General features: G+C 50.0%; 17 protein-coding genes and 1 pseudogene. 4 read left to right on the top strand and 14 right to left on the bottom strand.

All coding sequences use genetic code 11. From position 1 onward, the window contains the following. The first annotated feature begins 104 nt into the window (after positions 1–104). A complete protein-coding gene (locus ACLHG7_RS06330) occupies positions 105–593 on the top strand; it encodes a RidA family protein (protein WP_410210188.1) in 489 nt (162 codons plus the stop codon). On the opposite strand, the gene ACLHG7_RS06325 is transcribed toward ACLHG7_RS06330, so the two are convergent. Next, entirely contained in the window at positions 590–1,552 is a 963-nt protein-coding gene (locus ACLHG7_RS06325; protein ID WP_410210396.1) for a GlxA family transcriptional regulator, read from the bottom strand. The genes ACLHG7_RS06330 and ACLHG7_RS06325 overlap by 4 nt on opposite strands. An 868-nt stretch (positions 1,553–2,420) precedes the next feature. Between ACLHG7_RS06325 and ACLHG7_RS06320 the strand changes: the two genes are divergently transcribed. Beyond that, positions 2,421–3,584: a hypothetical protein gene (locus ACLHG7_RS06320; RefSeq protein ID WP_410210187.1), complete on the top strand. Its 1,164-nt coding sequence runs from the start codon at positions 2,421–2,423 to the stop codon at positions 3,582–3,584. A 151-nt stretch (positions 3,585–3,735) separates the two neighbouring features. On the opposite strand, the gene ACLHG7_RS06315 is transcribed toward ACLHG7_RS06320, so the two are convergent. The 11 genes and pseudogenes from ACLHG7_RS06315 to ACLHG7_RS06265 form a co-directional block, all read right to left on the bottom strand. Next, positions 3,736–5,085: a lipase family protein gene (locus ACLHG7_RS06315; RefSeq protein ID WP_410210186.1), complete on the bottom strand. Its 1,350-nt coding sequence runs from the start codon at positions 5,083–5,085 to the stop codon at positions 3,736–3,738. Positions 5,086–5,283: 198 nt separating this feature from the next. Further along, on the bottom strand, positions 5,284–6,351 hold the full coding sequence (locus ACLHG7_RS06310; RefSeq protein WP_410210185.1) for an AraC family transcriptional regulator ligand-binding domain-containing protein: 1,068 nt from the start codon (positions 6,349–6,351) through the stop codon (positions 5,284–5,286). 169 nt (positions 6,352–6,520) lie between these two features. Beyond that, positions 6,521–7,312 (bottom strand): annotated as a pseudogene (gene bla / locus ACLHG7_RS06305) (subclass B3 metallo-beta-lactamase); the annotation flags it as partial. 152 nt (positions 7,313–7,464) lie between these two features. Next, positions 7,465–7,866: a hypothetical protein gene (locus ACLHG7_RS06300; protein ID WP_410210184.1), complete on the bottom strand. Its 402-nt coding sequence runs from the start codon at positions 7,864–7,866 to the stop codon at positions 7,465–7,467. A gap of 155 nt (positions 7,867–8,021) precedes the next feature. Further along, a complete protein-coding gene (locus ACLHG7_RS06295; RefSeq protein WP_410210183.1) occupies positions 8,022–10,661 on the bottom strand; it encodes a TonB-dependent receptor in 2,640 nt (879 codons plus the stop codon). 203 nt (positions 10,662–10,864) lie between these two features. Further along, the gene (locus tag ACLHG7_RS06290) at positions 10,865–11,461 is read right to left on the bottom strand and encodes a hypothetical protein (protein ID WP_410210182.1); all 597 of its coding nucleotides are present in this window, start codon (positions 11,459–11,461) and stop codon (positions 10,865–10,867) included. 15 nt (positions 11,462–11,476) lie between these two features. Next, positions 11,477–13,525, bottom strand: a complete 2,049-nt coding sequence (locus ACLHG7_RS06285; RefSeq protein ID WP_410210181.1) for a hypothetical protein — start codon at positions 13,523–13,525, stop codon at positions 11,477–11,479. Positions 13,526–13,774: 249 nt separating this feature from the next. Next, entirely contained in the window at positions 13,775–15,874 is a 2,100-nt protein-coding gene (locus tag ACLHG7_RS06280) for a hypothetical protein (RefSeq protein WP_410210180.1), read from the bottom strand. Between the two features lie 227 nt (positions 15,875–16,101). Then, the gene (locus tag ACLHG7_RS06275; protein ID WP_410210179.1) at positions 16,102–17,994 is read right to left on the bottom strand and encodes a protease pro-enzyme activation domain-containing protein; all 1,893 of its coding nucleotides are present in this window, start codon (positions 17,992–17,994) and stop codon (positions 16,102–16,104) included. A 688-nt stretch (positions 17,995–18,682) separates the two neighbouring features. Next, positions 18,683–19,627 (bottom strand): hypothetical protein, encoded by a 945-nt coding sequence (locus tag ACLHG7_RS06270; RefSeq protein ID WP_410210178.1) that lies wholly within the window; start codon positions 19,625–19,627, stop codon positions 18,683–18,685. Between the two features lie 15 nt (positions 19,628–19,642). Beyond that, on the bottom strand, positions 19,643–20,698 hold the full coding sequence (locus ACLHG7_RS06265; RefSeq protein WP_410210177.1) for an isopenicillin N synthase family dioxygenase: 1,056 nt from the start codon (positions 20,696–20,698) through the stop codon (positions 19,643–19,645). A gap of 318 nt (positions 20,699–21,016) precedes the next feature. On the opposite strand from ACLHG7_RS06265, the gene ACLHG7_RS06260 reads away from it, so the two are divergent. Next, a complete protein-coding gene (locus tag ACLHG7_RS06260) occupies positions 21,017–21,814 on the top strand; it encodes a hypothetical protein (RefSeq protein WP_410210176.1) in 798 nt (265 codons plus the stop codon). A 16-nt stretch (positions 21,815–21,830) separates the two neighbouring features. Here the strand turns inward: ACLHG7_RS06260 and ACLHG7_RS06255 are convergent, their stop codons facing one another. Next, on the bottom strand, positions 21,831–23,048 hold the full coding sequence (locus tag ACLHG7_RS06255) for a hypothetical protein (RefSeq protein WP_410210175.1): 1,218 nt from the start codon (positions 23,046–23,048) through the stop codon (positions 21,831–21,833). Positions 23,049–23,319: 271 nt separating this feature from the next. Here ACLHG7_RS06255 and ACLHG7_RS06250 point away from each other — a divergent pair, with 271 nt between their 5' ends. Continuing rightward, positions 23,320–24,294 (top strand): zinc-binding dehydrogenase, encoded by a 975-nt coding sequence (locus tag ACLHG7_RS06250; RefSeq protein ID WP_410210174.1) that lies wholly within the window; start codon positions 23,320–23,322, stop codon positions 24,292–24,294. Positions 24,295–24,354: 60 nt separating this feature from the next. Here ACLHG7_RS06250 and ACLHG7_RS06245 read toward each other — a convergent pair whose 3' ends face one another. Beyond that, a complete protein-coding gene (locus ACLHG7_RS06245) occupies positions 24,355–25,215 on the bottom strand; it encodes a class I SAM-dependent methyltransferase (RefSeq protein ID WP_410210173.1) in 861 nt (286 codons plus the stop codon). Between the last annotated feature and the right edge of the window lie 134 nt (positions 25,216–25,349).

Here is a 25,349-nt window from a genome sequence, read left to right as displayed (position 1 = left end):
AATGTAAAATTAAAGCCAACCCGAGAATGGTCGTACCTTCACAATGACACATGTTGTATCGTCGGATGTCCCCAGCCGCAGCAGAAATAGCCCAGGAATACAGCATGACCAGCGATAGAGACATAGCGACCATCGAACAAAAACTCGCAGCACGCGGCTTAAGCCTGCCTAACCCACCAACGCCCCTCGGTAGCTACACCGCCGTCAGCCAAGCCGGCGATCTGTTGTTTATCTCAGGACAACTGCCCATCCAAGATGGAAAAATCGCCTATACCGGACGCGTCGGTGAGCAGGTCACGGTTGAACACGGTAAACTCGCCGCAGAGCTAGCCGCCATAAACGTGCTGGCACAGATCAGCAAATATCTGGGTGGTTTTGAGCGCTTGCATCACATCGTGCGTATCGAAGGGCATGTGAGTAGTGCGGACGGATTCTATAGTCAGCCCGCCGTGCTGGACGGGGCATCGGATTTATTTGCCGCAGTTTTGGGGGACAAAGCAGGTCATGCACGCTCCGCCTTCTCGCACCGCCAACTGCCGGGTAATGCCACGGTAGAACTGGTGGTCATCGCCCAGATCAAGGCTGAGACTTAGGCGTGCTGAGCATGCTCAGTGGCATGAAAGCGCTGTTGATACTGCATCGGCGTCACGCCTAAGCGCCGCGTAAAAATCATGCGCATATGCGTGGCACTGTGGAAGCCGCAGCGGTAGGCGATGGTCTTCATCGGCACGTCCGTTTCCTCCAAGAGCTTCCTTGCAAAATCAATCCGCACCTGCTCAATAAACACCGATGGCGTCACCTGTGCATCCTTAGCAAACACCCGCGAAAAGGTGCGCCTGCCCACGCCCACCGCATCGGCAATCTGCTCAACCGACAGCGTCTCAGAGATATGCTCAGTGACAAACTTCAGGACCTTGCCAACTATCGAATCCTCCTCCAGATCAGCCGCCTGATACGGGCTATATTGCGACTGCCCACCATCGCGGCGGATATATACCACCAAGCGTTTTGCCACGCGCACCGCCAGCTCATGCCCCCAGTCTTCCGCAACTAACGACAAACACAGATCAATCCCCGCTGTGACCCCCGCTGAGGTAAACATGCGCTCATCACGAATAAAGATTTTGTCCGGCACCACCCGCGTCAGTGGAAACTGCTCGGCCAGCAGCTTGGCATCACTCCAATGTGTCGTTGCCTCGCGCCCATCCAGTAAACCCGCATGACCCAGCAGAAAAGCGCCATTACACACCGAACCAAAACGCCCCGCCTGCGCAGCCTGCTGTTGCAGCCACGCCAAAAACGCGCGATCGGGCTTCGACCCGGGCAATTGTGGGCCACCCGCCACCAGCAGCAAATCGCATTTTTCAGGATGACTGGAGTAGTCATTGGGCACATGCAGCGCCATGCCATTCGAGCAAGTCACCATCCCAGCATGCAGCCCCACCACCGTCATCTCGTACTGCTGATCAGCGGCGAGAAATGTATTCGCCTCTGCAAACACATCGAGCGGCCCCGCCACATCCAGCGCCTGCACGCCATCAAATACAACCATCGTAATTTTCATTATTGCTCCCAGCCCCACGCGCGCAATCACCGCAAGTGCCTATGATCAGACCCTGATGATCAATGAACTATATCTTAATTTAAAGGGATTGAATGACCGACTAAAGCAGGATCAAAGAGGATTGAAGAAAGAAAATAACACGGAGAAACACCCCTACTCTATTTAAAATAAAAACCAGTTTTTTTATTATCGCCCACACCACTTCACACTTAAAATAAGCATATAAACCATTAATACTCATCTTTCCCGACATATCACCCCATTATGTAGAACATATTGCCACTTTATGGATATTAGATGTAGATTACGTAAAATTAGGTATAAACCAGTTATATATATCAAATCAGTTATAATTAAAATCAACAACTCCACATAAATAAAACAATATAAATTAGATACATGATATCAAAATATTCTTATAAAAGCCTAAAAATCCTCACATGAATTTTATTACTTTCACCCCAAGCAATATCACACATAATTCACTTTTATCGACTATTAAAGGGGCGACCATTCAAGGTTATTCAGATTTTCATATATTAAATTCAAATCACACCAGTTGGTTATTTTTTGGCAGATATATTGCTTCATTAATCACACTATTCAACTATTGCAATATGTGATGCGTTATACCGTTTAAACAGAGTCATGTCATGCAAGCGTTTCGCAATCGATTTTTGATTGCAACCAAAAGGGGGTAAAGCCACTGCATGCAGTATTGGGTAGTTTCCTCTGGTGATTGCGTCATTCAGGTGCGTTTTTCTGGATGAACTTGATCTGGATGTCTTGATGAATGTTTGGTGAATGTATTGATGTACTTTTTCTGATGTACTTTTTTGATAAACACGGAGTAATCATGCAATTTAAACAACCGAAATATGATGTGAGGAACTATCTACGCACCGCTACAGTCGCCGGAATTTTGGCTATCGCGTGTGCACCATCCGCTTTTGCTGCGCAGTTCGGCGCCGATGTCGAAACGCCAGCGCGCGCCGCTTGGCGTGACAACATGCATCAACTCAGTGTCCCAGAGGGCGAAGGCTGTTTTCATGCCGCCTACCCCAGTACCAAATGGGAAAAAGTGTCATGCGTCGCAGCACCCGGTTATCGCTCTAAACTCAGTATTGATCACCTAAAAGCCTTACGCGCTAATCAAGCCCTGAGCAGTAGCGAACAAGTGGTCGCGGGCAATGGCTATGACTTTGTCGCTCAGACCCCCTCAGGCAACGTGTTTAGCAAAGTGGTCGGCACCTTCCCATCCGTCACTGGTGTGACTTCCGAAAAAGGCGCGAACGTACCTTTTGGATCAGGTCAGAGCAACGGCATCATCGGCACCAATGAATATACACTCCAGCTCAATACCAACATCTCGCATACCCCTGCCTGCGGCAGCTATACCAATTGCTTGGCATGGGTACAGTACGTGATGTCTACCAACACCCCAGCATCACTGACCAGCAGCACACTCACCAACAAGACCGAAGTCTTCGTCGAGTACTGGCTCTTTGACTACGGCACCAGTTCCAGATCTAAATGCCCATCAGGTTTCGTGAATGCCGGTGCTGATAGCACCAATGGCTTTGGCGGAGCTGGCGTAGACTGCGTACAAAACACGCCAGCCACCGTGGTCTATAATGGACAACTGCCAATTACCGAAATGGCCAATGTCAGCTTCTCCGGTTCAGTTGCAGCAAGCGGCAATGACATCGCCACCGTGACCTATGGCGGTCAGGCATACTCGTCATCGGTTGCTGATAGCAAGACTGGTATGTCGAGTGGTTGGACACAAGCTGAGTACAATGTCGTGGGTAACGCAGGCGGATCACAAGCCCAGTTTAATGCTGGCTCTACCGTTGCGGTGAAACTTGCACTGACCGACGGCTCTACCGCAGCACCAACCTGCCTTGCGCCATCAACCCGCTCTGGCACCACGGGCGAAACCAACAACCTGACTCTGGGTTCAAGCTGTACCGTAGGTAGCGGCGCGACCCCATACATTCAGTTTACCGAGTCCAACTAAACGCAGCATGATCGCGGTTGGTTGAATGTCAAAAAAATGCCGAGATAGGGAAACCGTCTCGGCATTGTTGTCTTATTCAATCGCTACTCAAAAAAGAAGGGAGCGTCCATTCCAGACACCCCCTCCCCTGATCACCACAGCACATTGAGCCTTATTTAATCACCACAGGTGCCAATGATCGTCCCGGTGGCAACAACAGCGCCGCCAGCAAGCAATTATTCGGCGCAGCCTTACCTGCAAAGCGATCATTCAACCACGGCAACATTCCCACGGACCATGCTGCAAGTGCACCGACATGTTCAAAAGGCACTTCGGTGTAGACGATATTGGTGCCCGCCTTGCAGAACTTTTGCACCAGACTGCGCGCATCCTCAGCCAGCATCACGCCATCGCCCGCATTGGCTTTGAAGGTGCCATTCAGCACCCCGACACTGCCTTGCGTGAAATAAATCGGGATGGTTGGAGAAGCATACTGTCCCGCATTGATCGTGTTGGCAGCATCCACGAGTGACTTAAAGCTACTGTCAATCGCGCCTGTTTTTAGATAATTGCTCCATGCCGTTGCATAGACTGGCTTTAACAGCGTTTCCCATTTCAGCCCCAAGTACTTCGGCAGAATATAGATCAACGATTGATCCTGAATATCCTTGACGACTGCCAGTCCCTGGCTATTCAGATAAGGCGTCAAATCCACATTATAGGCTCGAGCGATACCGACCAACGCTGCTGGTGCAACACCGCCCCAGACGATACTGCCATCCACATAATCCAGATTGTGGATTGGATCGATCAGCAGTCCACCATACGCCGCGCCCACCAGTTGTTTGTTGACATCGGGCGCGTAACTCGGTGCCAGTTGTGCCGCCCAGTTAGTGCCGATAGCACCGCCCGAATAACCAATCATTACCACTTTACTGGTCGGTGTCAGACCCGTCGTCGCAGTATTGAGTGAGGCACGGATGGAATCCAGCGTGGTCATGCCCTCTTCTGGACCCACCGCGAAATCAGCAGTGACGCCTTCGGTGTCAGGAATGATGATGTTGTAACCTGCCAGTACCAAAGCACCCAGCGGAATCGACTCCGCACTATAGATAAAAGTACCCAGATTAAACGCCTTGGTAATATCCCGATCACCGGCAATCACCTGAGACGGCGAATCGTAGGGATTCAGAGAGTCATAGGCCGACTGATAAGAAATCGCCTTGCCATTACTCACCGGGCTTTTGAGGATCGAAGTCACATTGACCACCGCTTGCTTCTGCGCATTATTGGTTCGATACAGTAATTGCAGTGCAGTCACCGCAGTCGGCACACCCGCGAGATGGTAAGTCACGGTGCGTTGTTTAAGCACCGTTCCCAAGGGAATCGATGACAAAGGCGTCGTGCCGTTATAACTATAGAAGGGGTCAGTGATAGGGAGTGCGGCATGAGCACTGGTGATCACTGCGCTACTCAGCACGAGTGATGCCAGCATGCCATAACGCATGGATATTTTTTTCATAAGCCAATCCTTGATTAAACGCAGGCCCACAGCAGTCGTGTTATATCATTGTTACTGTGGAGTATTTTTATAGGTTCTTAATAGATCAACGCACTGATTCATCTCATCAAGCCCAAGTCAGGATTGATTCATTAAGCCCATCCTGACTCTAATCAGAATAAAAAAAATACATAATGCGCGATCACGCCATTCACGCTGTCATTTAGCGTCAAATGCATGCTTGGACTGCTCAAGAGATTTACGATATTCACTCGGGGTAATGCCCGTCCAGCGCTGAAAAGCGCGGATAAAATTCGCACTGTTTTGATAGCCCAATTTCACAGCGATATCATCCATTCTAAATTTCGTATGCTTGAGAAAATTCTGGGCATCCCTTAAGCGCACCTCTTCGAGTAACTCTGAAAAACTTAAACCCACCTCCGTAAGTTTCCGGGTCAGCGTGCGAGGCGACATACACAATTGATCAGCCAGACTCTGGATACTCGGATAAGCCCCCTCATGGCTGATGAGTAAGGCTCGGACATGGTCAATCCAGTTGGTGAACAACCCTAATCGCGCCAGCTCTAACTCCCCATGACCCGTCGCAAAATGCACCATCGCCGGATTTGCGGTATGAATCGGCTGATGGAGAATCTTGGCGGGAAAGCGAAACTGGTTGGCAGGCCGATTAAAGTGCAGCTCCGGCAAACGCTCTTTGTAGGCCGCAAAATATTCCGGCTCGGGACAGTCAAAATACAACTCGAAGTGCTGATATTTCGTCGGTCGATACTCACCCAACATCAAAGAACGATAAATTTCCGCGACATCGATGAGAAAATTTTCAACGATAAAAGCCCGAAAACGCTCTAAGGGGAATATCTCGTGCAGGGTAATAACGACCGTGTCATCCTGAATTTCAAACGTGGATTCAAAGAAGGGATATTGTGTCTTCATATAGCGACGACCAAACTCAACAGCCTCCCATAAGGTAGTGCTACTCATCAGACCTAAGCCATATAGACCAATTTTAGTCAGATTACTGGCCAGTCCAATCTCAATCGCAAGGCTGGGATCGTGGATCGCTTTGAATAAATTATCCAGAAAAACCAGATGTTGCCAGACTTGAATATGCGCATTCTTGGTATAAAGATCAGTGACCAGAAGCCCGGTATTCGCAAGCAACTGCTCAGCGGTAGCACCCCGCTGCTCTGCGAATCGCAGCATGTAGCTCACATTAGAGGCTGAAAAATGCGTTCCTTGATGTTTAAATTGCGCGATGACATCCATGACCCATATCTCCCACCCAAACCGACTTTCTGGATGAACACGCCAAAGTCGATCCGCACTTTTAGTTCACTTTGTATTTTTTATGACCTCAATCACTGAGGCGCATGACACTAATACCATAGAACGATTGGTCAAAAATATGGCAATTAAGACAAGAATGAAGAGAGGATTAGTCAATGAGGTGGATCACTGCCCGCTGCTTCGCCAACTCCTCCCTAAACCCCTGCTCCCGCTCCGCCACAAACTTCTGATACCCCACCGGATCCACAAACGCCGTAAACCCAACTTTCTGATAGTGAGGATACTTCGCCTCCAGATCAAAGTAGCCACCATGCGCGCCAAGGAAAATATCGGCAGGCAAAGACTTCAACACCCTAAAGGTCTTCTCATAATCCGCCGCCATCTGCGGATAGACCTTGCTATCCACAAGGTTATAACCCGGATTAATCCCCGTACTACCTACGATCACCACGTTATAAGTCTTGCCTGCCTCAGTCACCTTCATCGTCCATGTGGTGCAGCCCTTGGTATGGCCGGGCGTGAGATGCGCGACTAACTCTGTGCCGCCAAGCTTCACCACATCGCCATCATGCAGCACCCGATCCACATGGGTTGGAGCGTACTTTGGCGTAGTCGGGTCATTGCCATACGCAAAGTCAGTCTTGCCGCCTGACTCCACCACCGATACATCGGCATCCATCACCTCATATTTCGCGCCAGTAAGTGTCTTGATTCGGTTACTACCCGCATCATGGTCGCGGTGTGCATGGCTGATCAACAGGATTTTGATATCCGAAAACTTAAACCCCAGCTTCTCGACACTGGCGCGAATCTGCGGCACGGTTTCCTCAAGATTACTATTGATCAGGATATTGCCTTGCGGTGTGGTGACGAGATAGCTGGCAAGGTCTTTGCCGCCCACATAGTAGAGATTGCCTGCGATCTGGAAGGGTGGAAATGGTGCCGTCCATTCAGGTGGATTTTGGGCAGAGGCCATGCGGGTACTGCCGAGGATGGTAAAGAAAATATATGCAAGAATGAACCACAGATTATGTTTGTTGGCCATAGGGACCTCCAATGTCTGGATACCGATATAAAGTATCTTCTACTCGCTTAGTTGCTACATTTTTCTTGCAAGAAATACAGAACTTTAGGATTAATCTCATTCTCAGTTTTTAGAAGGGCAACATATTGGCAGTCCACCAAAATATTGGGCACTTGAGGCACCATCAAAATCTTTCCATCGGCATCAACGCGATTCAACAGAATCCAAGTTCGCGGATAATGCGAATCTTGTGTTGCCAGCCCTAGCACCACCGCTCTTATACCCGTGGTCGTTGATGTGATAACGACAGGATTGGCCTGACCTGTCAGATTCCGATGTTCAAACTCAATGCCTTGAAGCAACGCATAGTCCGCTTTGGTAGAAAGCTCACCATGAGCCATGATCCAGTAAAAATACCCTGCAATGACAACGCCAAGCAGTAGAAAGAAGCCTATCCAAAACTTGCACATACTCAGACCATATAAGGCTATATAAATGAAGAAATGAAGATTGCTGCAGCAATATAACAGATCAACCCAATCATTAAACCCACCCTCAAAACCAAAAAAAATCGCCCAACTTCCGTCAGGCGATTCTTAGATTAGGTCAGACTTCTTTTAAGCCCTTACATGAACTTGTAAGTGCCGCGTAAGAAGATCACACGACCCAGCGGATCGGTATAACGTGGATCGTAGCCCACTTGCAACTGATCTTGTTGATTGGTTGCGGGTGGGTTCTTGTTGAACAAGTTCTTCACGCCCAAGGTCAGCGTTGCATTCTTAAATCCAGAATACGTACCTGACAGGTTGTAGCGCATATAAGAACCTACACTGCGATCATCCGCACCATCGGTACCGGTCAGGTTTTGATCCTTATAACCGGTTTGGAAGGTTTGTTGCAGCACTGCGCTCCAATCACCGTTTTTCCAGTTCAGACCTGCAGTATGGCGCCAGCGAGAGATCGGATTGGTTCCGGCATAGACACCAGCTCTTTGCTCGTAAGGACCATTTTCTTCGGTTTGATACTTGTAGCTCTGTACCAAAGTACCATCCAGACTCAGGTTAAAACGACCCACTGGAGTCTCTGGCAAGCGCCAGTCAAAGCTGAAATCCACACCCGAAGTACGGCTGTTGCCCAAGTTGAAATTGGTATTGGTCACATAGTTCAATGAGCCATCGGGATTGCGGACATACAAGCCTGAATATTTTTCATAGTCATTGAAAATATCCGCTTCTGACAGCGTATCCACTTGATGTTTCAGCAGCACATTAAAGTAGTCGATCGATACCGTGACATCTTTAACCGGCTGAATCACCGTACCAAAACCGTATGAACGTGAAGTCTCTGGCTTAAGATCGGTATTACCACCGGTCAATTGATACAACTGCTGTTTACAATCACGTGACGCTACGCCGTTTGGTGCAACTACGCCGCCCGGGCAGAGCACAGGATCGCTGTACTTACCAGCGGTTAAGCCACGGGTGTTTTCACTGTGTAGTTCATACAAGCTCGGTGCACGGAAACCCGTGCTATACGAGGTACGGAACATCACTTCTTTCATCGGTTCCCAACGGAAAGACACTTTCGGATTGGTACTACCACCGACATCGCTATAACGGTCATAACGTACCGCGAATTGCGCTTCCAGCGTTTTCAGGATCGGCACATGCAGTTCGGTAAAGACCGCACTGATGTCACGGCTTCCTTCTCTGCCATTGGCATCTTGCAGCGCCAAGCCATTACTGACCGCAGTGATATCACGGTTGTAATCAAAGCTCATCTTCTCATGACGGTAAGAGGTCCCCAGCGCAAAACCGACACCGCCTGCTGGCAATTGGAATATTTCACGGCTGATTTTGAAGTCAGCACCGACCGAAGTCGATTTCGCATTGATAAACGTGCCTTTTAGACCTGAAGCTGCATAGACATCTGGGTCGCCTGCGGCTTGTGGGCCAAAGGGATTCAACGTGCCATTTTCAACCGCTTGCTGGATCAAATCGCTATTCAAATAACCTGCCACTACACGACTCTTCGCCGTAGAACGGTTTAGTGCGATGCCACCGTCATAGTCCCAGCCGAATTGCGTGCCGTCTGCGGTGAAGAGCAAGCGGTCAGCAACGTTATAGCTCTCGTCTTGGCGACTACCTGCATCCACGGTACGGAAGTTCAGCGACAAAGGCTGACCCGTTACACCATCAATGCCTGGGGTAATACCGTTGCCGGGATAGTATTTGCTGGTGCCGTAGATCGTTGTGCCTGCGGGTGCAATATCCGCAGCAGACGTATTGCCAAACTCACTTTGCGCATGAATATATTCCACACCCAACTTGTTGTTCTCATCCAGCTTCAAGGTGCCTTTACCCAAAAAGCTAAACTGCTTGCTTTGCGGCACAATGTTCGCAAGCGCAGGATAGTTATAACGGCAGGTGCCATTACCCGCCGGGTTGGAGAAAGGCGGTTTGCAGCTTGCACCAAAAGGATTGCCGTAGATATCGTCTTTAGCACTGGTCACGTTAGCTGGGAATGAGTTACCACTGGTCGAATCCAGACCCAGATCAGGACGGATACCGCCTTGGCTGGTGAAACTGCGATCCACGGCACTGAGCGGCTGTTGCTGTTGGAAATCCACAACACCAAACAGGTTATAACCGTCGCTGTCGAGATCACCATGACCACCTGTAATATTGAAGTGGGTTGAGCTGCCACCACCACTATGGGTCGGATCGCTGCCCTCTACAGAACCGACCAACCCCTGATAAGAACGCTTGGTGATAAAGTTGATTACACCGGCAACCGCATCCGCACCGTAAATCGCCGAGGCGCCATCTTTAAGCACTTCAATGCGATCAAGGGCATCCAGCGGAATGATATTCAGATCAACAGCTGCTCCATCATTCGGGCTGGTCGGCATACGGCGACCATTGAGCAAAACCAGCGTATGGCTACTGCCCAGACCGCGCATGTCCGCAGCTGCGCCCACACCACCGGTGCCGCCCACGTTACTGGCGACAGTGATTTGGGTTTGCACTGCAGAAATCGAACTTAATGCTTCAGACGCGGTAGTGATCCCAAGCTTGGCGAGATCCGCAGTTTTAATCACGGTAATCGGAGAGGTACTTTGTGCGGCAACACCCTTAATCGATGACCCTGTCACTTCGACCCGCTGCACGGCGTCTTCTGCATACGCAGCCATTAAACCCAACCCCACGGACACACTACCCGTGAAGATCACCCGAAGTGATTGAGATAACCGATTTTGTTTCATTGCGATGACCGCTCCTTTGGTATAAACCTTTTCAAAAAAACAACACTACTGTCATTTTTTGTTCATTATTAACCAAACGGTAACTTATATGGACTAAATGGTCAACATTAAACGACCCAAAACTGTGCATGCAATAGACGAACGGTATGACGCATCCGTTCAAAGGCACCAAAAAAAAGCGCCTAAGAAAGCGCTTTGGAAAGCTATTTAGAAGGGCACGCCGTTAGCCGCCGCATCGCCCAATCGGCACGCGGTTCGGACTCGAATTTTGCAGCGCCCTTGGGTACCGAGGTGCCGAGCAGCACAAACTGCCAGCACTCATGCGTCTGATCGTCCTGCAGGATCACTGCCTGATTGAGATCCGCACGAAGTGGTACCGTTGCCTTGAGCAGATAGACAAAACCTTCGTTAATTTTCCCCACGACCTGATCGGGCAGCAGTTGACTACGCTGCCCCCCGTTTACGGTGAGCACCAGCCACGGGGTGCTGTCTTTAGGATTACGAAAACGAATGACCCGTATCGGCCCCGCAGGATGCAGCATCATCTGCGCACTGACATATTGCGGGGTTAAACGTTTGGGCAGTTGCTGCGGCCACGGGGTGACCGTCAGCACATGGTTATCCAGTTTGAACTGTAAGCTGCCTTTTACGTTTACCTTAAAGCGTTTAACCAACGCTTCAGGATGAACCTGTTCGACATCAGGCATCACACCTTCGATTTGCAGTGCTGCCGCAGGCACCTGAATACTGAGCCCGAGCAACAACACCAGACCACTCACCTGCAAGCCGAATTTAAGCATGATGCTCCTCCCTCCTTAAGGTGTACCCACCTGTTTGAACTGTTTCAGAACATGCGTAGGAATCGGCTCCTCGACTTGCAAATGGCTGGTTTTGATCGAAGTCGGTTGATCCGCACCAATCCCATAACTTGCAGCAATACCGGCCAAGTTATAGTTCTTGCCCGTTACCAAGGCCAGATGTCCCCAATCATTAAAGTCGCGCAATATCGCAAAGACTGGGTTACCAAAATTATCCGACTGATCTGTGAGTGATTTTTGATAGCTGGCGGCCTGACGTACACCATCAAGATTCCAATCACCAAATACGGCGGCACCGACACCTGCACCACGCCCAAAATAGGACGCCTCGCTTAAACTATTTTCATCCAGATTGAGGCTAGAGCCATTGGAATAATCAATCTTAAAGGTATTGGTGGTCGGTCCATTGGGCAGTGCCGAGATGGGGTATTTGTAGGCATCATAGCTGCCGTTCGGAACACGCGTATTGGGCACCACCAAACCATTGCCACTGGCATTAAAATAATAACGCTCAATCACATCACTGTTTGTGCCAGACGTTGGGACGCCATTCATTTGATACAGATAATTCATGATACTGGCGTAGTTGGGTTTGTAATTCACATACAGCTCATCGCCGCCATGTCTGAGGCTCAGACTGTGCCCAATCTCATGCATCAACGTTCCCGCTTGAATGTTCGTGCGCAGCTGTTCACCGACTGCATTCAGCGGATCAGTGAGCACGCCATGCAACGTCACCAACACTTTATTGCCCGGTAACTCAGAAACTCCCGAATGACCGGCATCATCAAAAGACGCGGCAAACAGCGCATAACGGAACAAGGCACGGCGACGTGGATCAACGTTCTGCGTGTAGTAACTGAATAACGTCGTGCAACCAGCATCAGGCACCGTCACCTGCGTACACTTGGAAAAAGTGCGCTCATGGCTTTTGCCTTCCAGATTGTAGTGCGTGCTATCTATATTCGCCGAGTACAAGGTACCGACATCAAAGTGCACCGCGATTTGATGCGGTGTAAACGCATCGACCATTTTGGTCAACGCCGCCTCGGCAGGCACGATAAAGGACTCGGCTCCAGCAACAGGATCAGCCGCCAGATAGTCGACCTGAATAAACATATCCTTGCGACCGGGACGCGCGCCCATGGTATAAAGATCTAGCCCGCCATAGGTACCACCCGCAACTTTGGCGGTGTCGGGAATACCGTCATGATCACTATCCACTGTACCTGCCGCCACATCATTGGGACCACCAGACGTTGGGAAATTCACCAAGGTCCAATCTGCTTTGGTCTTGGATACGGCAAACGATTTGCTCAAGCGCACAATCGACTGATCATGGGTATCGAGCGGATCGACCGATTGACTACCGACATAATTAGCGGCAGGCGCAGCAAAGGCCGCCACATTAGCTCCAGTCCATGCCCCTGCCGTCAGTGGCGCGATAGTGCTTGAACCAAAACGCACAAAATCCAGTGTTTTTGCGGCAACCGTTATCGTCTTCACCGATTGCAGTTCAATAAAACCAGCCGTGTTATCCCAATACGGCAGATAGGTATTGGTTGCATCCTTGATATAAACCACTTTACTGGTTTCATTGACATACGTATTTTTCAGCTCGGGCGATTTACGACCCGCCAGCACCACGTAGCCATGCGCAGGAATCGACACTTTGGGCAGGTCAAAACTGACCGACTGACTGATTGAAGCTGGGTCGTTTAATTTCAGACCACCAGTACGTAGCACATAATCCTGCAAGCGCACCGCGACATTCTGGTTGTTATACAGCTCGACCCACGCCACACTATTGCTCGAGGTGCCTGCATCAAAATTCTTATCTTTACGGAAGTTCCCTGCCACCTCACTGATATACAGTCCAGCAGGCACCACCGCTGGCGCCGCGTTCACCACGGCAGTACCGCCAGTGATTTGCTTGGCCGCGCTGCTTGCAACCGACGCAGGGGCTGATGCGCTATCACCACCCTCCCCACACCCCACCAGCAGTATCGCAATCATCAGTGGCGATATTTTTCCAAATGTATGCATAAACGAACCCTAACTTAAACGATCTGATATTTTGAAGACCAGTTCATTCTAAAACTGGTTTATCCCAGCCTCATTAAAGCAAAACTCAGACCATTTTTACCTTTTGGTATGAAATATTTTTTTCTAAACAGAATACAATGAGACCAGCGACACAAAAACACCAGTCAGAGGACCGTGTTTGATTGCAGCCCACAAAAGATCGCTCCCCCCCGTCCTCAATCCCACAGATGAGGAGAGCCGTTCTTGTTCTTATAGTGCACTGGCCTCTTTCATATTCGCCAAGACGTGTGGTGGCAACACCTCCTCTCGCTGGACATGACTGGACTTAATGACCGTTTTAGTTCTGGGCTTACCCACTGCACTTTTAAGGCTAATTCCTAAGCTGAGATCAGCCGATGCGCTGTAATCCTTGCCCGTGACTAACACCAGATGCCCCCAATCATTAAAGTCATGTAAAACGCCGTAGATGGGATTACCGACATTATCGGTCTGACCAGTAAGGGAATACTGATAAGCTCCTACTTGTTTGACACCATCCAGATTCCAGTCGCCAAATGCCGTTGTACCAACACCCGCCCCTCTGCCGACATACGCAGACTCATCCAGTGCATTTTCATCCAGATTTGCACTGCTCCCATTTGAATAATCCACTTTAAAACTATTCGAGGCCGGACCATTCGGGACGGACGTATCGGGATAGTAGTTAGGCGGAGCATAAAATGAGTTGGCTTGATGAGTATTAGGCACCGTCGCATTATTCCAGTTATTCTGATAATAATAGTAATGCTCAATGGCATCGGTCCCAATACCGTCTGTGGGAACACCATTCAGTTGATAGAGATAGTTCATGATACTGAGATAGTTAGGTTTGTAATTGACTGCCAACTCATCACCACCATGTCTTAAACTCAGGCTATGACCAAACTCGTGCATCAGCGTTGCGGCTTGGTAGTTGACGCGCATGATCTGACCCGCGGCACTCAAATTCGTTGCGAGAAAACCACCCAGCGTCATCAGCACCTTATTGCCCGGAAGTTCTGAAACCCCAGAAGAACCAGCCTTACCACTCGATTCCTGTGAAGATGCAACCATACCATAGCGGAACAATGCCCGACGGCGAGGATCAACATACTGGCTGTAATACTGATAAATCGACTTACAGCCTGCATCAACAGATGTTCTCTGATAATTCGTCGAATTCGTCATTTGTGAACACTTATCAAACGTGCGCTGATGGCTTAAGCCATCCAGATTATAGTGACTGGCATCAATATTCGCCGCAAAGCGAGTGCCCACATCAAAATGAATAGCAATGCTGTGCGGACTAAAAGCATTCACCATTTTAGTGACTGCACTTTCTTGCAGTTGACGTGCTGAATCCTGCGTTGTCACGCTGGTATCATTGCCCATGTAGTCGAGCTGAATGAACATATCCTGCTGGCCCGGACGTGCGCCCATCGTGTACAAATCAAGACCGGCAAAGGTCCCACCCACCACTTTCGCACTGTCAGGAATCCCGTCGTTATCCGTGGAAACCGCATTCGCGGCAACATCGTTGGGTCCACCTGATGTCGGAAAGTTCACCAACGTCCAATCGCCACTGGTTTTCGATGCCGTAAATGCACTGGTTAAGCGCACAATCGATTGCTCATGCGTATCCAGCGGATCCAAAGACTGACTACCGACATAGCCTGCGGCAGGAACCGTAAACGCAGGAATATTCGCCCCGACCCATGCCCCTGCCGTTAAAGGCGCAGTCGCATTGCTACCAAAACGTACAAAATCAACCGTCTTTGCCGCAGTCGTCGTTGTTTTAGCCGCTTGCAGCTCAATAAAGCCCGAAGCGTTATCCCAATAGGGCAAATAGGTATTGGTTGAATCTTTAATGTAAATCACTTGGCTCGCGGCATTGACGGTCGAATTCAGCAGAAAATTCGACTTCTTGCCGGCGATGACCACATAACCATTGGCCGGAATCACCACATTGGGCAGCGCAAAATTGACTGATGCACTGATTGAGGTCGGATCACTGGCTTTCAGTCCAGCCGTACGCAGCACATAATCTTTAAGATTCACCGAGACATTTTGTTTGTTATACAACTCGACCCACGCCACACTATTTTTGGTCGTACCCGCATCATAATCTTTATCTTTACGAAAGTTCCCAGCAACCTCACTGATATACAGTCCAGCAGGCACCACAGCAGCCACTTGCACGACTGGCGCTCCAGCAGTCCTGGCTGCATGATTTGCAACCAACGAAGGCGCTGATGCACTATCACCCCCCTCCCCACACCCTACGAGCAATATCGCTATCATCAATGGCGACAGTTTCTTCAAACTCTGCATAATCCTGACCTTCACGTAAGCTATCTGATATTTTTCAGACCAGTTCTCTGTAAACTGGTTTGTCCCAGAAAGAACTAAGCAAAACTCAGACCATTTTGACCTATTGGTATAAATAATTTTTCCAAAAAGAAAAAGCACTGCTGGGGAGTGCAGTGCTTTTAAAGAGATGGATCAAGGTGATGCAATCGACTTCTGTCGATGACTCACTGATCACTAAACACGATGACTTACTTAGAAAAGTCAGGATGCGTCTTGATGAAGGCATTGACCTTGGCAATATCAAAGCTGCCAAAGCCGGTTGATCCATCCCAACCCACTTTGGCAGGATAGCCCGTGTACGTGCCACTGCCGTTGTTGCCTGAGGTCACGTCATGCAGCAGATCAGTATTGGTCGGGAAATACTTGTAGAAACTGGCCGCAGGGAAGCCCAGAGTATTGTTGTTTGCGGATTGCAGACGTGCCCAGATACCGGCGAAGATCGGCGCAGCAAGACTCGTGCCCCCTACAGTTTCCAATGAACCCTGCCAATAGATATTGGCGCCGCTGGCTGAAGCCGCATCAAAAGCCACATCGGGAATAGCACGTTTGGTCGTACCCGTGATGGCAGCGGTTTGCCACGACGGCGCATCCACCAACGTACTATAGCCACCACCCGTTGCCCATAAACGCTGGGTCGCGTCATAAAAGGGAATAAACCCGAAAAGATTAAAGAGTCCAACTGCACGCAATCCTTCATTCCACACGCTCTCGCTGCTGTAAGCACCATTTAACGTATAGAGTGAAGTCCCGCCTACAGAAACGACATAAGCAGAGTTGGCTGGTGAGGACACACTATAGTTTGTACCATTGGGAACCCCGGGTGCACCCGACAGCCAACTGGTGCTAGCCTCATAGACCCCCGAATCACCACTCGATACCGAGACCGTTTGCCCTTGAAGAATCGCTTGCTTAAAGATCGGATCAAGGGACGTGGTAAAGGAAGGATCACCCGTTTCAGGCGCGCCAAAGGACGCATTAATAACCTTGACCGTATTATCCGTCACCGCTTGGTTAAACGCTCCCACCAGATCGGCCGATGAAGCCGTTGGCGCATTATAAAAAACGATCTGTTTAATGGCACCGCCCGCTGCGCCCAGAATCGACTGACTGTCCAGATTCCATTCAATCGCATCATTGGACGTCGTTGTGAATGATCCCGTACCGACATTAATCGCCTTGGTGGAAACCGCCGCCAAGTTATTGTTGGTCGTATAAGTATTCAAATCGGTAATGGTTTGACTCACACCGCCCCAAGTCACAATCCCCGCTGCCGTGTTGGAAGCAGTCGGTGTAGCGCCCGCACCATACAAGGTTGAAAACTCTAAAGGATTATGACCGGTCAGAGCAGGCGTAGCCGCAGCCAATGGACGCGCCACACCCGCAGTCGATAACTTGCTGGTCGCTGCCTTATCCACAGGGGTGAACACTTTATGATAGGTCTTGGCTATAGAGGCTGTCTGCAAGCCCAGCACCGTATCGACAACGCTGCTTAATGATTGTGGGACCTGAGCATCCGTTTCATTGGCAAACACATTGCGGTTATCGGCTTGGAACTGTTTCAGCGTGGTATTAAAGGCTTTTTTAGCGGAGGCTGCGGTGCCTGTCGCCGTGACAAACAGACGATTGGGAGCCACCTTAATGTTGGTATAGCCGGATTTCTGGAGATACTTAACCACTGTATCGACCTGCGCCTGCGTCGGGCTATACAGCGCCGTAAACTGGGCGGGTGTCAGGAACTGACGTGAGCCACCGGATTGCAGATAACTCACCTGCTGATCCAACTGTGCCTGATTTCGGATCTTGAGACCCACAGTCACATTGACAGGCTGACTGGTTGCGAGTGCAGTGACCGCCGCTTTCGGTGTAGATGTATGGGTTGTGGGTGCCTTCGCGCCTGACGTGGCAGCACTATCCGCCGCCGTCGTTGCTTGAGGCTTGATCGGAAAAGCTTTGGTTTTTGTAGAAACCCAATTTTCAGCCGCATGGGCAGAAAATGATGACACAACAGCCATGGATAATGCTGTTGAGAGGAGCGTTAATCGCCGAATGTTGGTGTGCTTGCGGGACTTAAACTGATGCATAAAATTCTCCAGATTATGGTTTATTTTTCCTCTACGCCATCATGCCGATCAATAATTAAACAGATATAGAGGCAGATCGAGTATATATACCATTCAGACAAAATGTACACACCCTTCACATTCAATATTCTGAAAAGCTCACAAATATTTAAGATATACATCACACTTTTAAACTTGGTATAGACCACATATTAATATTTTATTAAAACATAAATAATTAATTTATAAAGATATAAAAATTATTATCTGTATCAAAATTCAGATTTACAATTTGTTAACCATAATCATTTATGAATACTCTTTTTTAAATTTATATGAATTTCTATATCTCATAAAAATGAAACAAATCATGTATGTCTCTTTTAAATAGTATTTTGTCTGAAAATATAAACTATTAAAATAATATTGCCAACCAAATCACATTGTCAATCAAAATGACTTTATGCAGAATGTACGCATGATCAGATTGACAGAGCACAACCTCCTTAAAAGAGTGGACACCCCAAACTCGGCATCTCCGCCATTCATTCCAACATTTATACAGGTTTTGTTCGGATTTTAATGACCCTATAATATGCGCTAACCAATGGCGTCATCCCGCCCAATAAGAACAAAAAAATCGCCCAATTTGCATCAGGCGATTTTTGTACAATCATGGATTAACGTTTCATCACGACACTCAAACCCGTTACACCCCTATCACCCACACCCGATCAATATCATGCGCAGTCACCCAGACTTGATTACCCGCCACCATCACTCCGCCACTGCCAACCCCTGCAGATGGACCATAAGTCTTGGTGATCGCAAGGCTGTGCGGATCAATCGCCATCAGCAGCACGCCCGTGGTTCTCACCCACACCTGACCACCACCCGTGGTTAAATCACCCCCATCTCCTGCCGCCGCAACAGGCAGCGGAATACTGACCACAGCATGACTAAGGGGATCAATCCGACTCACCGTACCATCGCCCTGATTCAGGCTCCACACCGCCCCTTCACCCACCGCGATAAACCACGGAATAGCCCCAACCAGAATGGTTGCCACCACCTGATTAGTGTTCGGATCTACCCGCTGCACGCTACCTTGCTTGGGATTAGACACCCACAGCGCATCATTGCCAAAAGCAACATTATAGGAAAAAGGCGCGATCGCAATCTGGGCAATCACCGTATTGCTCTGGGGATCAATGCGCGACAGCACGCCTGACACATCGCTCACCACCCAGATTGAACCCGCACCTGCCGCAACACTTAGCTCCCCCGTGCCATTGATCACTCGCCCTGCCACCTCAACCTGCGAAGCGTCCGCCAGACCCGTGGTAATAATCGCCTCGACGCGTATCTCCGCAAGACTCACACGATAGATCGCCTGATCGATCAGACTCGCCACCCATAGCGACCCAAATGCTGTGACCATGACGCCCACAGGCGCAGGCACGGGTACGCTGGCAATCGGCTCTTCTATTCCCAGCACATATTTCTCTACCCGATCCTGATTGGTCGCCCAGATTGCAGTGCTATCTGCCGCCATAAAATCGACAAAGCCGGGGACGTGCAGTGTCGTAAGCGCATGATGCTCAATGTCTAAAAATGGTGCAGGAGCTTGCGGGTTAGATGCGTTGGTCGCCATAAAAATCACCCCGCTCTACATCGTTTGCCGATGCTGGCCAAATTTGCGAGTGGAACTGTGAAAGGTCAGCGTGCCCGCTTCTTTCATCTTCTTGATATAGGCAAAGCCATCACTCGACACACTGAATAAATGCTCCCCTGCGATCAAAGGCGGATACTTGGCGACGGTTTCCGGCGTGCGGAACTGCGGCAGTGGCTCGATTTGCACATCATAATCACAGGCAAAAAACAGCGGGAAGGAATAGCGCTCCTCAGCCACCTTACGCACCCGATGCGACGTCGCCACAAAGCGCCCGCCACTCAAGGCTTCCGTCATATCGCCAATATTGACCACAAATGCACCTTCAATCGGCGGCGCATCAATCCACTGCCCTGCTGAGTTCATCACCTCAAGACCCGGTGCAGTCGGCAGCAAAATGGTAAACAGCTCCATATCGGTATGTGCGCCAATGCCTTGCACATCCACCACCGTCTCATCATAGGGATAATGCAGCAAGCGCAATTGCGAAGTCGGTTTGGTCACCAAACGATTTAAGGTATCCACCGCAAGCCCCAGCGCCAACTCAAAACCACGCAACAGCACCCGCCCCAGCGCAATCACCTCGGCATAATACGCACCAACGTCCTTTTTAAAATCAGGTAAATCCGCCCACACATTCGAGCCGTGCATCGGCTTACCCGCCAGCACATCGAGATCGTCTTCCGGCAGGTCCCAGCTTAAATCAAAGGCTTCCTTTCGATCAGGTTTACGCGTCGGATCAATCACCTCCTCGCCTTCCGGCACATAGCCGCGATGCTTGATACCAAACTTACCCGCGTAATACTGCATCTTCTCCTCAAGGCTTAAAGCAAAAAATGCTTTGGTCTGGGCAAGCAGTGCCGCTTGCAGCGCCTTACTGAGTTGATGTCCCGTGATATAGAAGAACCCGACATGATGCGCCGCATGACCGAGTTGATCCGCAACCTGCTGGCGGGCAATCGGATCATCACCATAGAGGGCTTGAATGTCGATAAGAGGAATGTGGTCGAAAGGGAGCGGCGTCGTTGACGCGGTTGAAATATCAATACTCATTTGAATGAACTCAAAATGAGCTTGGTCGTCCAAGCAAGTTTCACCGTATCGCTTTGGGTCGTCCCAAAAGGTGTATGAAATAAATCCGAACTACTGCACATTGATCAGCAAAAAACATACCATTTTTTGCTATTCAGTCCAACTGATCAAGCGCTGTACCAAGGCTTGTACAGACAAACAGAATCCGTCCATCCCCGCCTACAGTCATCCCAACCCCAGCACCTATTCATGAAAAATTAATCTTTCAAAATCAGTTATTCCCGATTTATTTTTGCTACAATTTGCCAAGGACTATACACAATCAAGAAAGGAATCTCGATGTCGCTCATTGTCTCTATGGCGGTTGCTGCTGCCGGCTATTACGTGTTTTATAAGTGGTACGAATCTCGAAATAAAGAGCAGGACATCCGCGACATCAAAACCTTTGTCCGCATCGAATCCATGTCTCCGCCCAATGGCAGCACCATCCACGTCGCCGAAAAGATCAGCATCACCCTGCGCTACGAATGCAGCGCACCACGCTCACAAACCTTTGCCTTGTGGGTACAAGGCTGTGATGAAGACGTGCCCTGCAATTACGCCTCCACCGACCGCGCCATGTCGATCCCTTTTGGCTTTAAATCCGGCAAAGGCAAAGTCACCCGCTGGATCAGCCCAACCACACCCGGCACGCTCAAAAATCTGATCGTCGTGGTCGAAACTGACGATAACCAACCGTTGTATGAGTGCGAAATTCCGGTCAACTACACCGTGATCCCCAACCCCAAACTTGCCCACCTACAAGGCGACGGACGCGCCTCGCGCATTACCGGCATTGCCTTTGCACCCAGCTATACACGAGAAGTTCCGGTCAATGGCACCATCACCGTGACCCTCGACTATGACATTGCATCGCAAAAGGGCTTACATGCCTACGTCACCCCCGAGACCGATCTGGTCGTGCCCGGACGCTACGAGCCATCCAGCGGCTTGTTAAAAGGGCGCGGAACCATCAAGCGCGAGTTCTCACTCGGCGGTCCATGCCGCGTCGAAGCAGTGCGCGTAGCGCTGTATAACGTTGCGGAAGAACTGGTGGTTGAGGAATATTTTGAAGTGGATTATCGAGTGATGGGCTAAGTCTGTAGCGCCCCCCTCAATACCCCTTCAACTCATACTCATGCCCACCCAGAAACAACTGATAGCGGTCTGAATACAGCGCACTTTGCACCTCTGATTTCAGCGCGATGCCCGCCTGCTCCGCCATGATGGTGGGAATCAGGCGGTAGCGGAACAAGTACGGCGTAAAGTTAAACAACAGCTCATCACGACCTGTCGCCGCATTGTTGGTTGGGTTCGTTGATGCCGCGATGGGCGCTGGACTGGTTGGGGTACTTACTGATGGACTGGGTGATGAAGGCGTTGGCGGGCTGGTAAAGGGATCGGTAAATCGACTCGAACGCGATGGACTTGGAACAGCAGCCTCTAAACGAGAAGTCTTAGCGCGCGAGGTCTTGAGGTTAAAAGGATCAAGGCTAGAGCCACTCACAGCTGCATTCGTGGGCTTTGCAGGCGGACTGATTTGAACGGGACTGGCAATGCTGGTCAAGTTTTGGTTAACCGCAATCTTGCCCTGTATGTCATAAATCACATCATACAAATAGTGCGTTTCCCCACACTCAAAGTGGATATTCTCGATGCTGCCCAAAATCGTCAACTCCGGCAGATTGGCTATCTTCACCCAGCCGAGTTGCCCGTACCACGTCTGCCATTCATCCACCTCGTTATGCGCCAAAGTAGTCGGTGCATAGGTTGCCTTACCATCCGAGATCAGATAGAAATCTTCCTGCACATGCTGGGTGGCAATGTGGCTCCCTTTAAACGGCAATTTCTGCTGCTCGGAAAACGCCTGATCACCCACAATCAAAATGCCCTGCGCCAAGCGCTGCACTTCCGACTTACGCGGTGCCAGCCGATGCAACACCACTTGGCTACCCGTATCCTCCGCTGCATAGTACGCAGTACGATCCTGATAATAGCGCCAGCCATAGCGATGACTCTCCGCCATGCTGCCATTTAAGATCGGCGACAAGGACGCATAATCACTCGCCCCGATGATGGGCTTTTCAAAGAAATAGGCATGTACACCATCCGAGCCAAAGCGTAACACGCGATCCGCACTGGTCTGCTGCACCACTTCTTTATAGCCTGAATTGAGTTGAATCGCTTGCTGGTTGTAGCCATTGCTGGCATAGGTTGTTTGCGCGGTGTCATCATAGCGATATGTAAATTGCGGCAGCAGGGTTTCGCAGGCGGTGGCGCTTTGCATCCCCATCCATGCCACCAGTAGCACACCGCTAAACCGCTTCCCCATACATCGCACTCGTTCGTTGACATAAACCCATCCCAAGCGCTCGATCATAGCAGTTCACATCCCAGCAGAACATCTCAAAACTAAGCCGATCTAAGTTTACCATCCCACTCAAAACCCTGAACCCGCTGCATAACCGACCATGCACAATGATCATTTTACAGCGCGTACAACACCCCTCAATATAGACACCCATTTAAAACACGGGCCCCGCATCTATCCTTGTAAGATAGATCATCGTCAAGTTAAACCCGTATCACAAAGGATTATGGATATGCGTGCAATCACCTACGCCACATTTGGCAAACCCAGTGAAGTCCTCGAAGTCTCAGACATCGCTCTGCCCGAACCCAAAGGCAATGAAGTACGGATTAAAACCCTGCTCGCTACCATCCATAATCACGATTTGGTCACCATCTCTGGCAACTACGGCTTTAAGCCCACCCTCCCCGCTCAAGCGGGCACTGAAGCAGTCGGCATCATCGATGCCGTCGGTCAAGACATCAAACACCTGCAAGTCGGACAGCGCGTCGTCGCCTCGACTCCCGGCACATGGGCAGAATACTTTATCGCCCCTGCCGCAATCGTCGTACCGATCCCCGATGCCATTGATGATGCTACCGCCGCGCAATTACTGGCGATGCCGATGAGCGCCTTGCTATTGCTCGAATTTGCCAACGTGCAGTCTGGACAATGGATTATTCAAAATGGTGCCAACGGTGCGGTGGGACGACTGGTTGAACAGATTTCTCACATCCAAGGTTTTAACGTCATCAATCTGGTGCGTAGTGCATCAAGCGCAGACGCCCTCAAACAACTGGGTGCCAAGCACGTCATCACCACCGATGCACCCGACTGGAAAAAATCCGTCAAAGCCGCAGTTGGCGATCATCCCATACAGGTGGGCATCGACTCAGTCGGCGGCACAGCCAGCCAAGATGTGTTGTCACTGCTGGCAGAAAATAGCCAACTGATTACCTTCGGCTCCATGTCCGGTCAACCGATGCAACTGCATAGCAGCTTGATCATCTTTAAAAACATCGTGGTCAAAGGATTTTGGGGCGGTAAGATTTTCGCAGCCCTCGGCACCCCTGAACAAAAACGCGTGATCACCACCATTATCCAATGGGTCGCCAAAGGTCAGCTCAGTTTGCAAACCGAAGAGATTTTTAAATTCGAGCAGATTAAAGACGCGGTCAATGCCAATTATCGAGCCAATCGGACTGGGAAGATTTTGCTGAAGCCGTGAGTATCTAAAATAGGAAAGCGGGATGAGTTTTTAACTCATCCCGCTTTTAAAACGTGCCCCTCACACCGTCACCACAATAATCTCTTCCGAGTTCGTCGGCGGACGCAGTCCATCGGCGCGATTGGTAAAATACTTCTCAGCCAATTGGTTTGCGGACACATGCTCCACATGGCTAAAGCCAACCTCATTCACCAGCGCAATCATCTGCTCCGGCGTAAAGTAACTGATAAAAGGCGTACCGCTGGCCTTGGCGCCACTTTCAGCACGTCTTAAACCAAACTGCACCTCAGGATCAGCCATCTCGATCGGTAGCAAAAAAGTCATGATAAAGCAGGTCTTGGGTGCTAGCGTGGCAATCTGATGGAACATCGCCACAATCGCCTCACGCGTCAGATACATGCTCACCCCAGTCGAAGCAATCACCGCAGGTTGTTTCACATCAAAGCCCGCAGCCACCAATTGCTCCATCCACGAGTCGCCGGCTTCAAAATCCACTGGCACAAAATGCTGCCAATCGGGGATGCCATACCCCGCCTCGACCAGCCGTTTTTGCTTCCACGCCTGATGCCCGGGTTGATCCACCTCATAGACTTGCAAATTGGAGGCAAGACTCGGACGGCGCTGAGCAAAGGTATCCAGCCCCGCACCCAGAATCACATACTGATGAATGCCCTGCTGTGCCAGTGCCTCAACCGAATCCTCAATAAATCGAGCGCGCGCCACAACTGATGCACGAAAAACTTTGGTAAATTCGGGATGCATATCTGGACGCTCGCGCCAGCCATCCTCCGGTGCCACCAGCTTGATGCCGATCTCATCGTCAATCACATGGGGCGCTGCATCAACCTCCACATGCAGTGCGCGCCACAGGGCCACGCGAACCGCCGTACTGTCTGGCGCAATTGCTAAGGTGTTATTCATGGCGATCAGCCTCCCGTCAGCCTCAGTCTTTAGCGGATCAAAACAGTGCTTGCCCCACTCTGCATTCGATTCTAAACGACGACCCCCAGCGCAATCCAGCGCGGGATACACATCGTTACCCGCGTTTAGACTTG

Origin of the sequence: Aquirhabdus sp. (assembly GCF_046462495.1) — a bacterium.
Lineage (GTDB): Bacteria > Pseudomonadota > Gammaproteobacteria > Pseudomonadales > Moraxellaceae > Aquirhabdus.
This window is presented reverse-complemented; position numbering and strand designations above follow the sequence as displayed.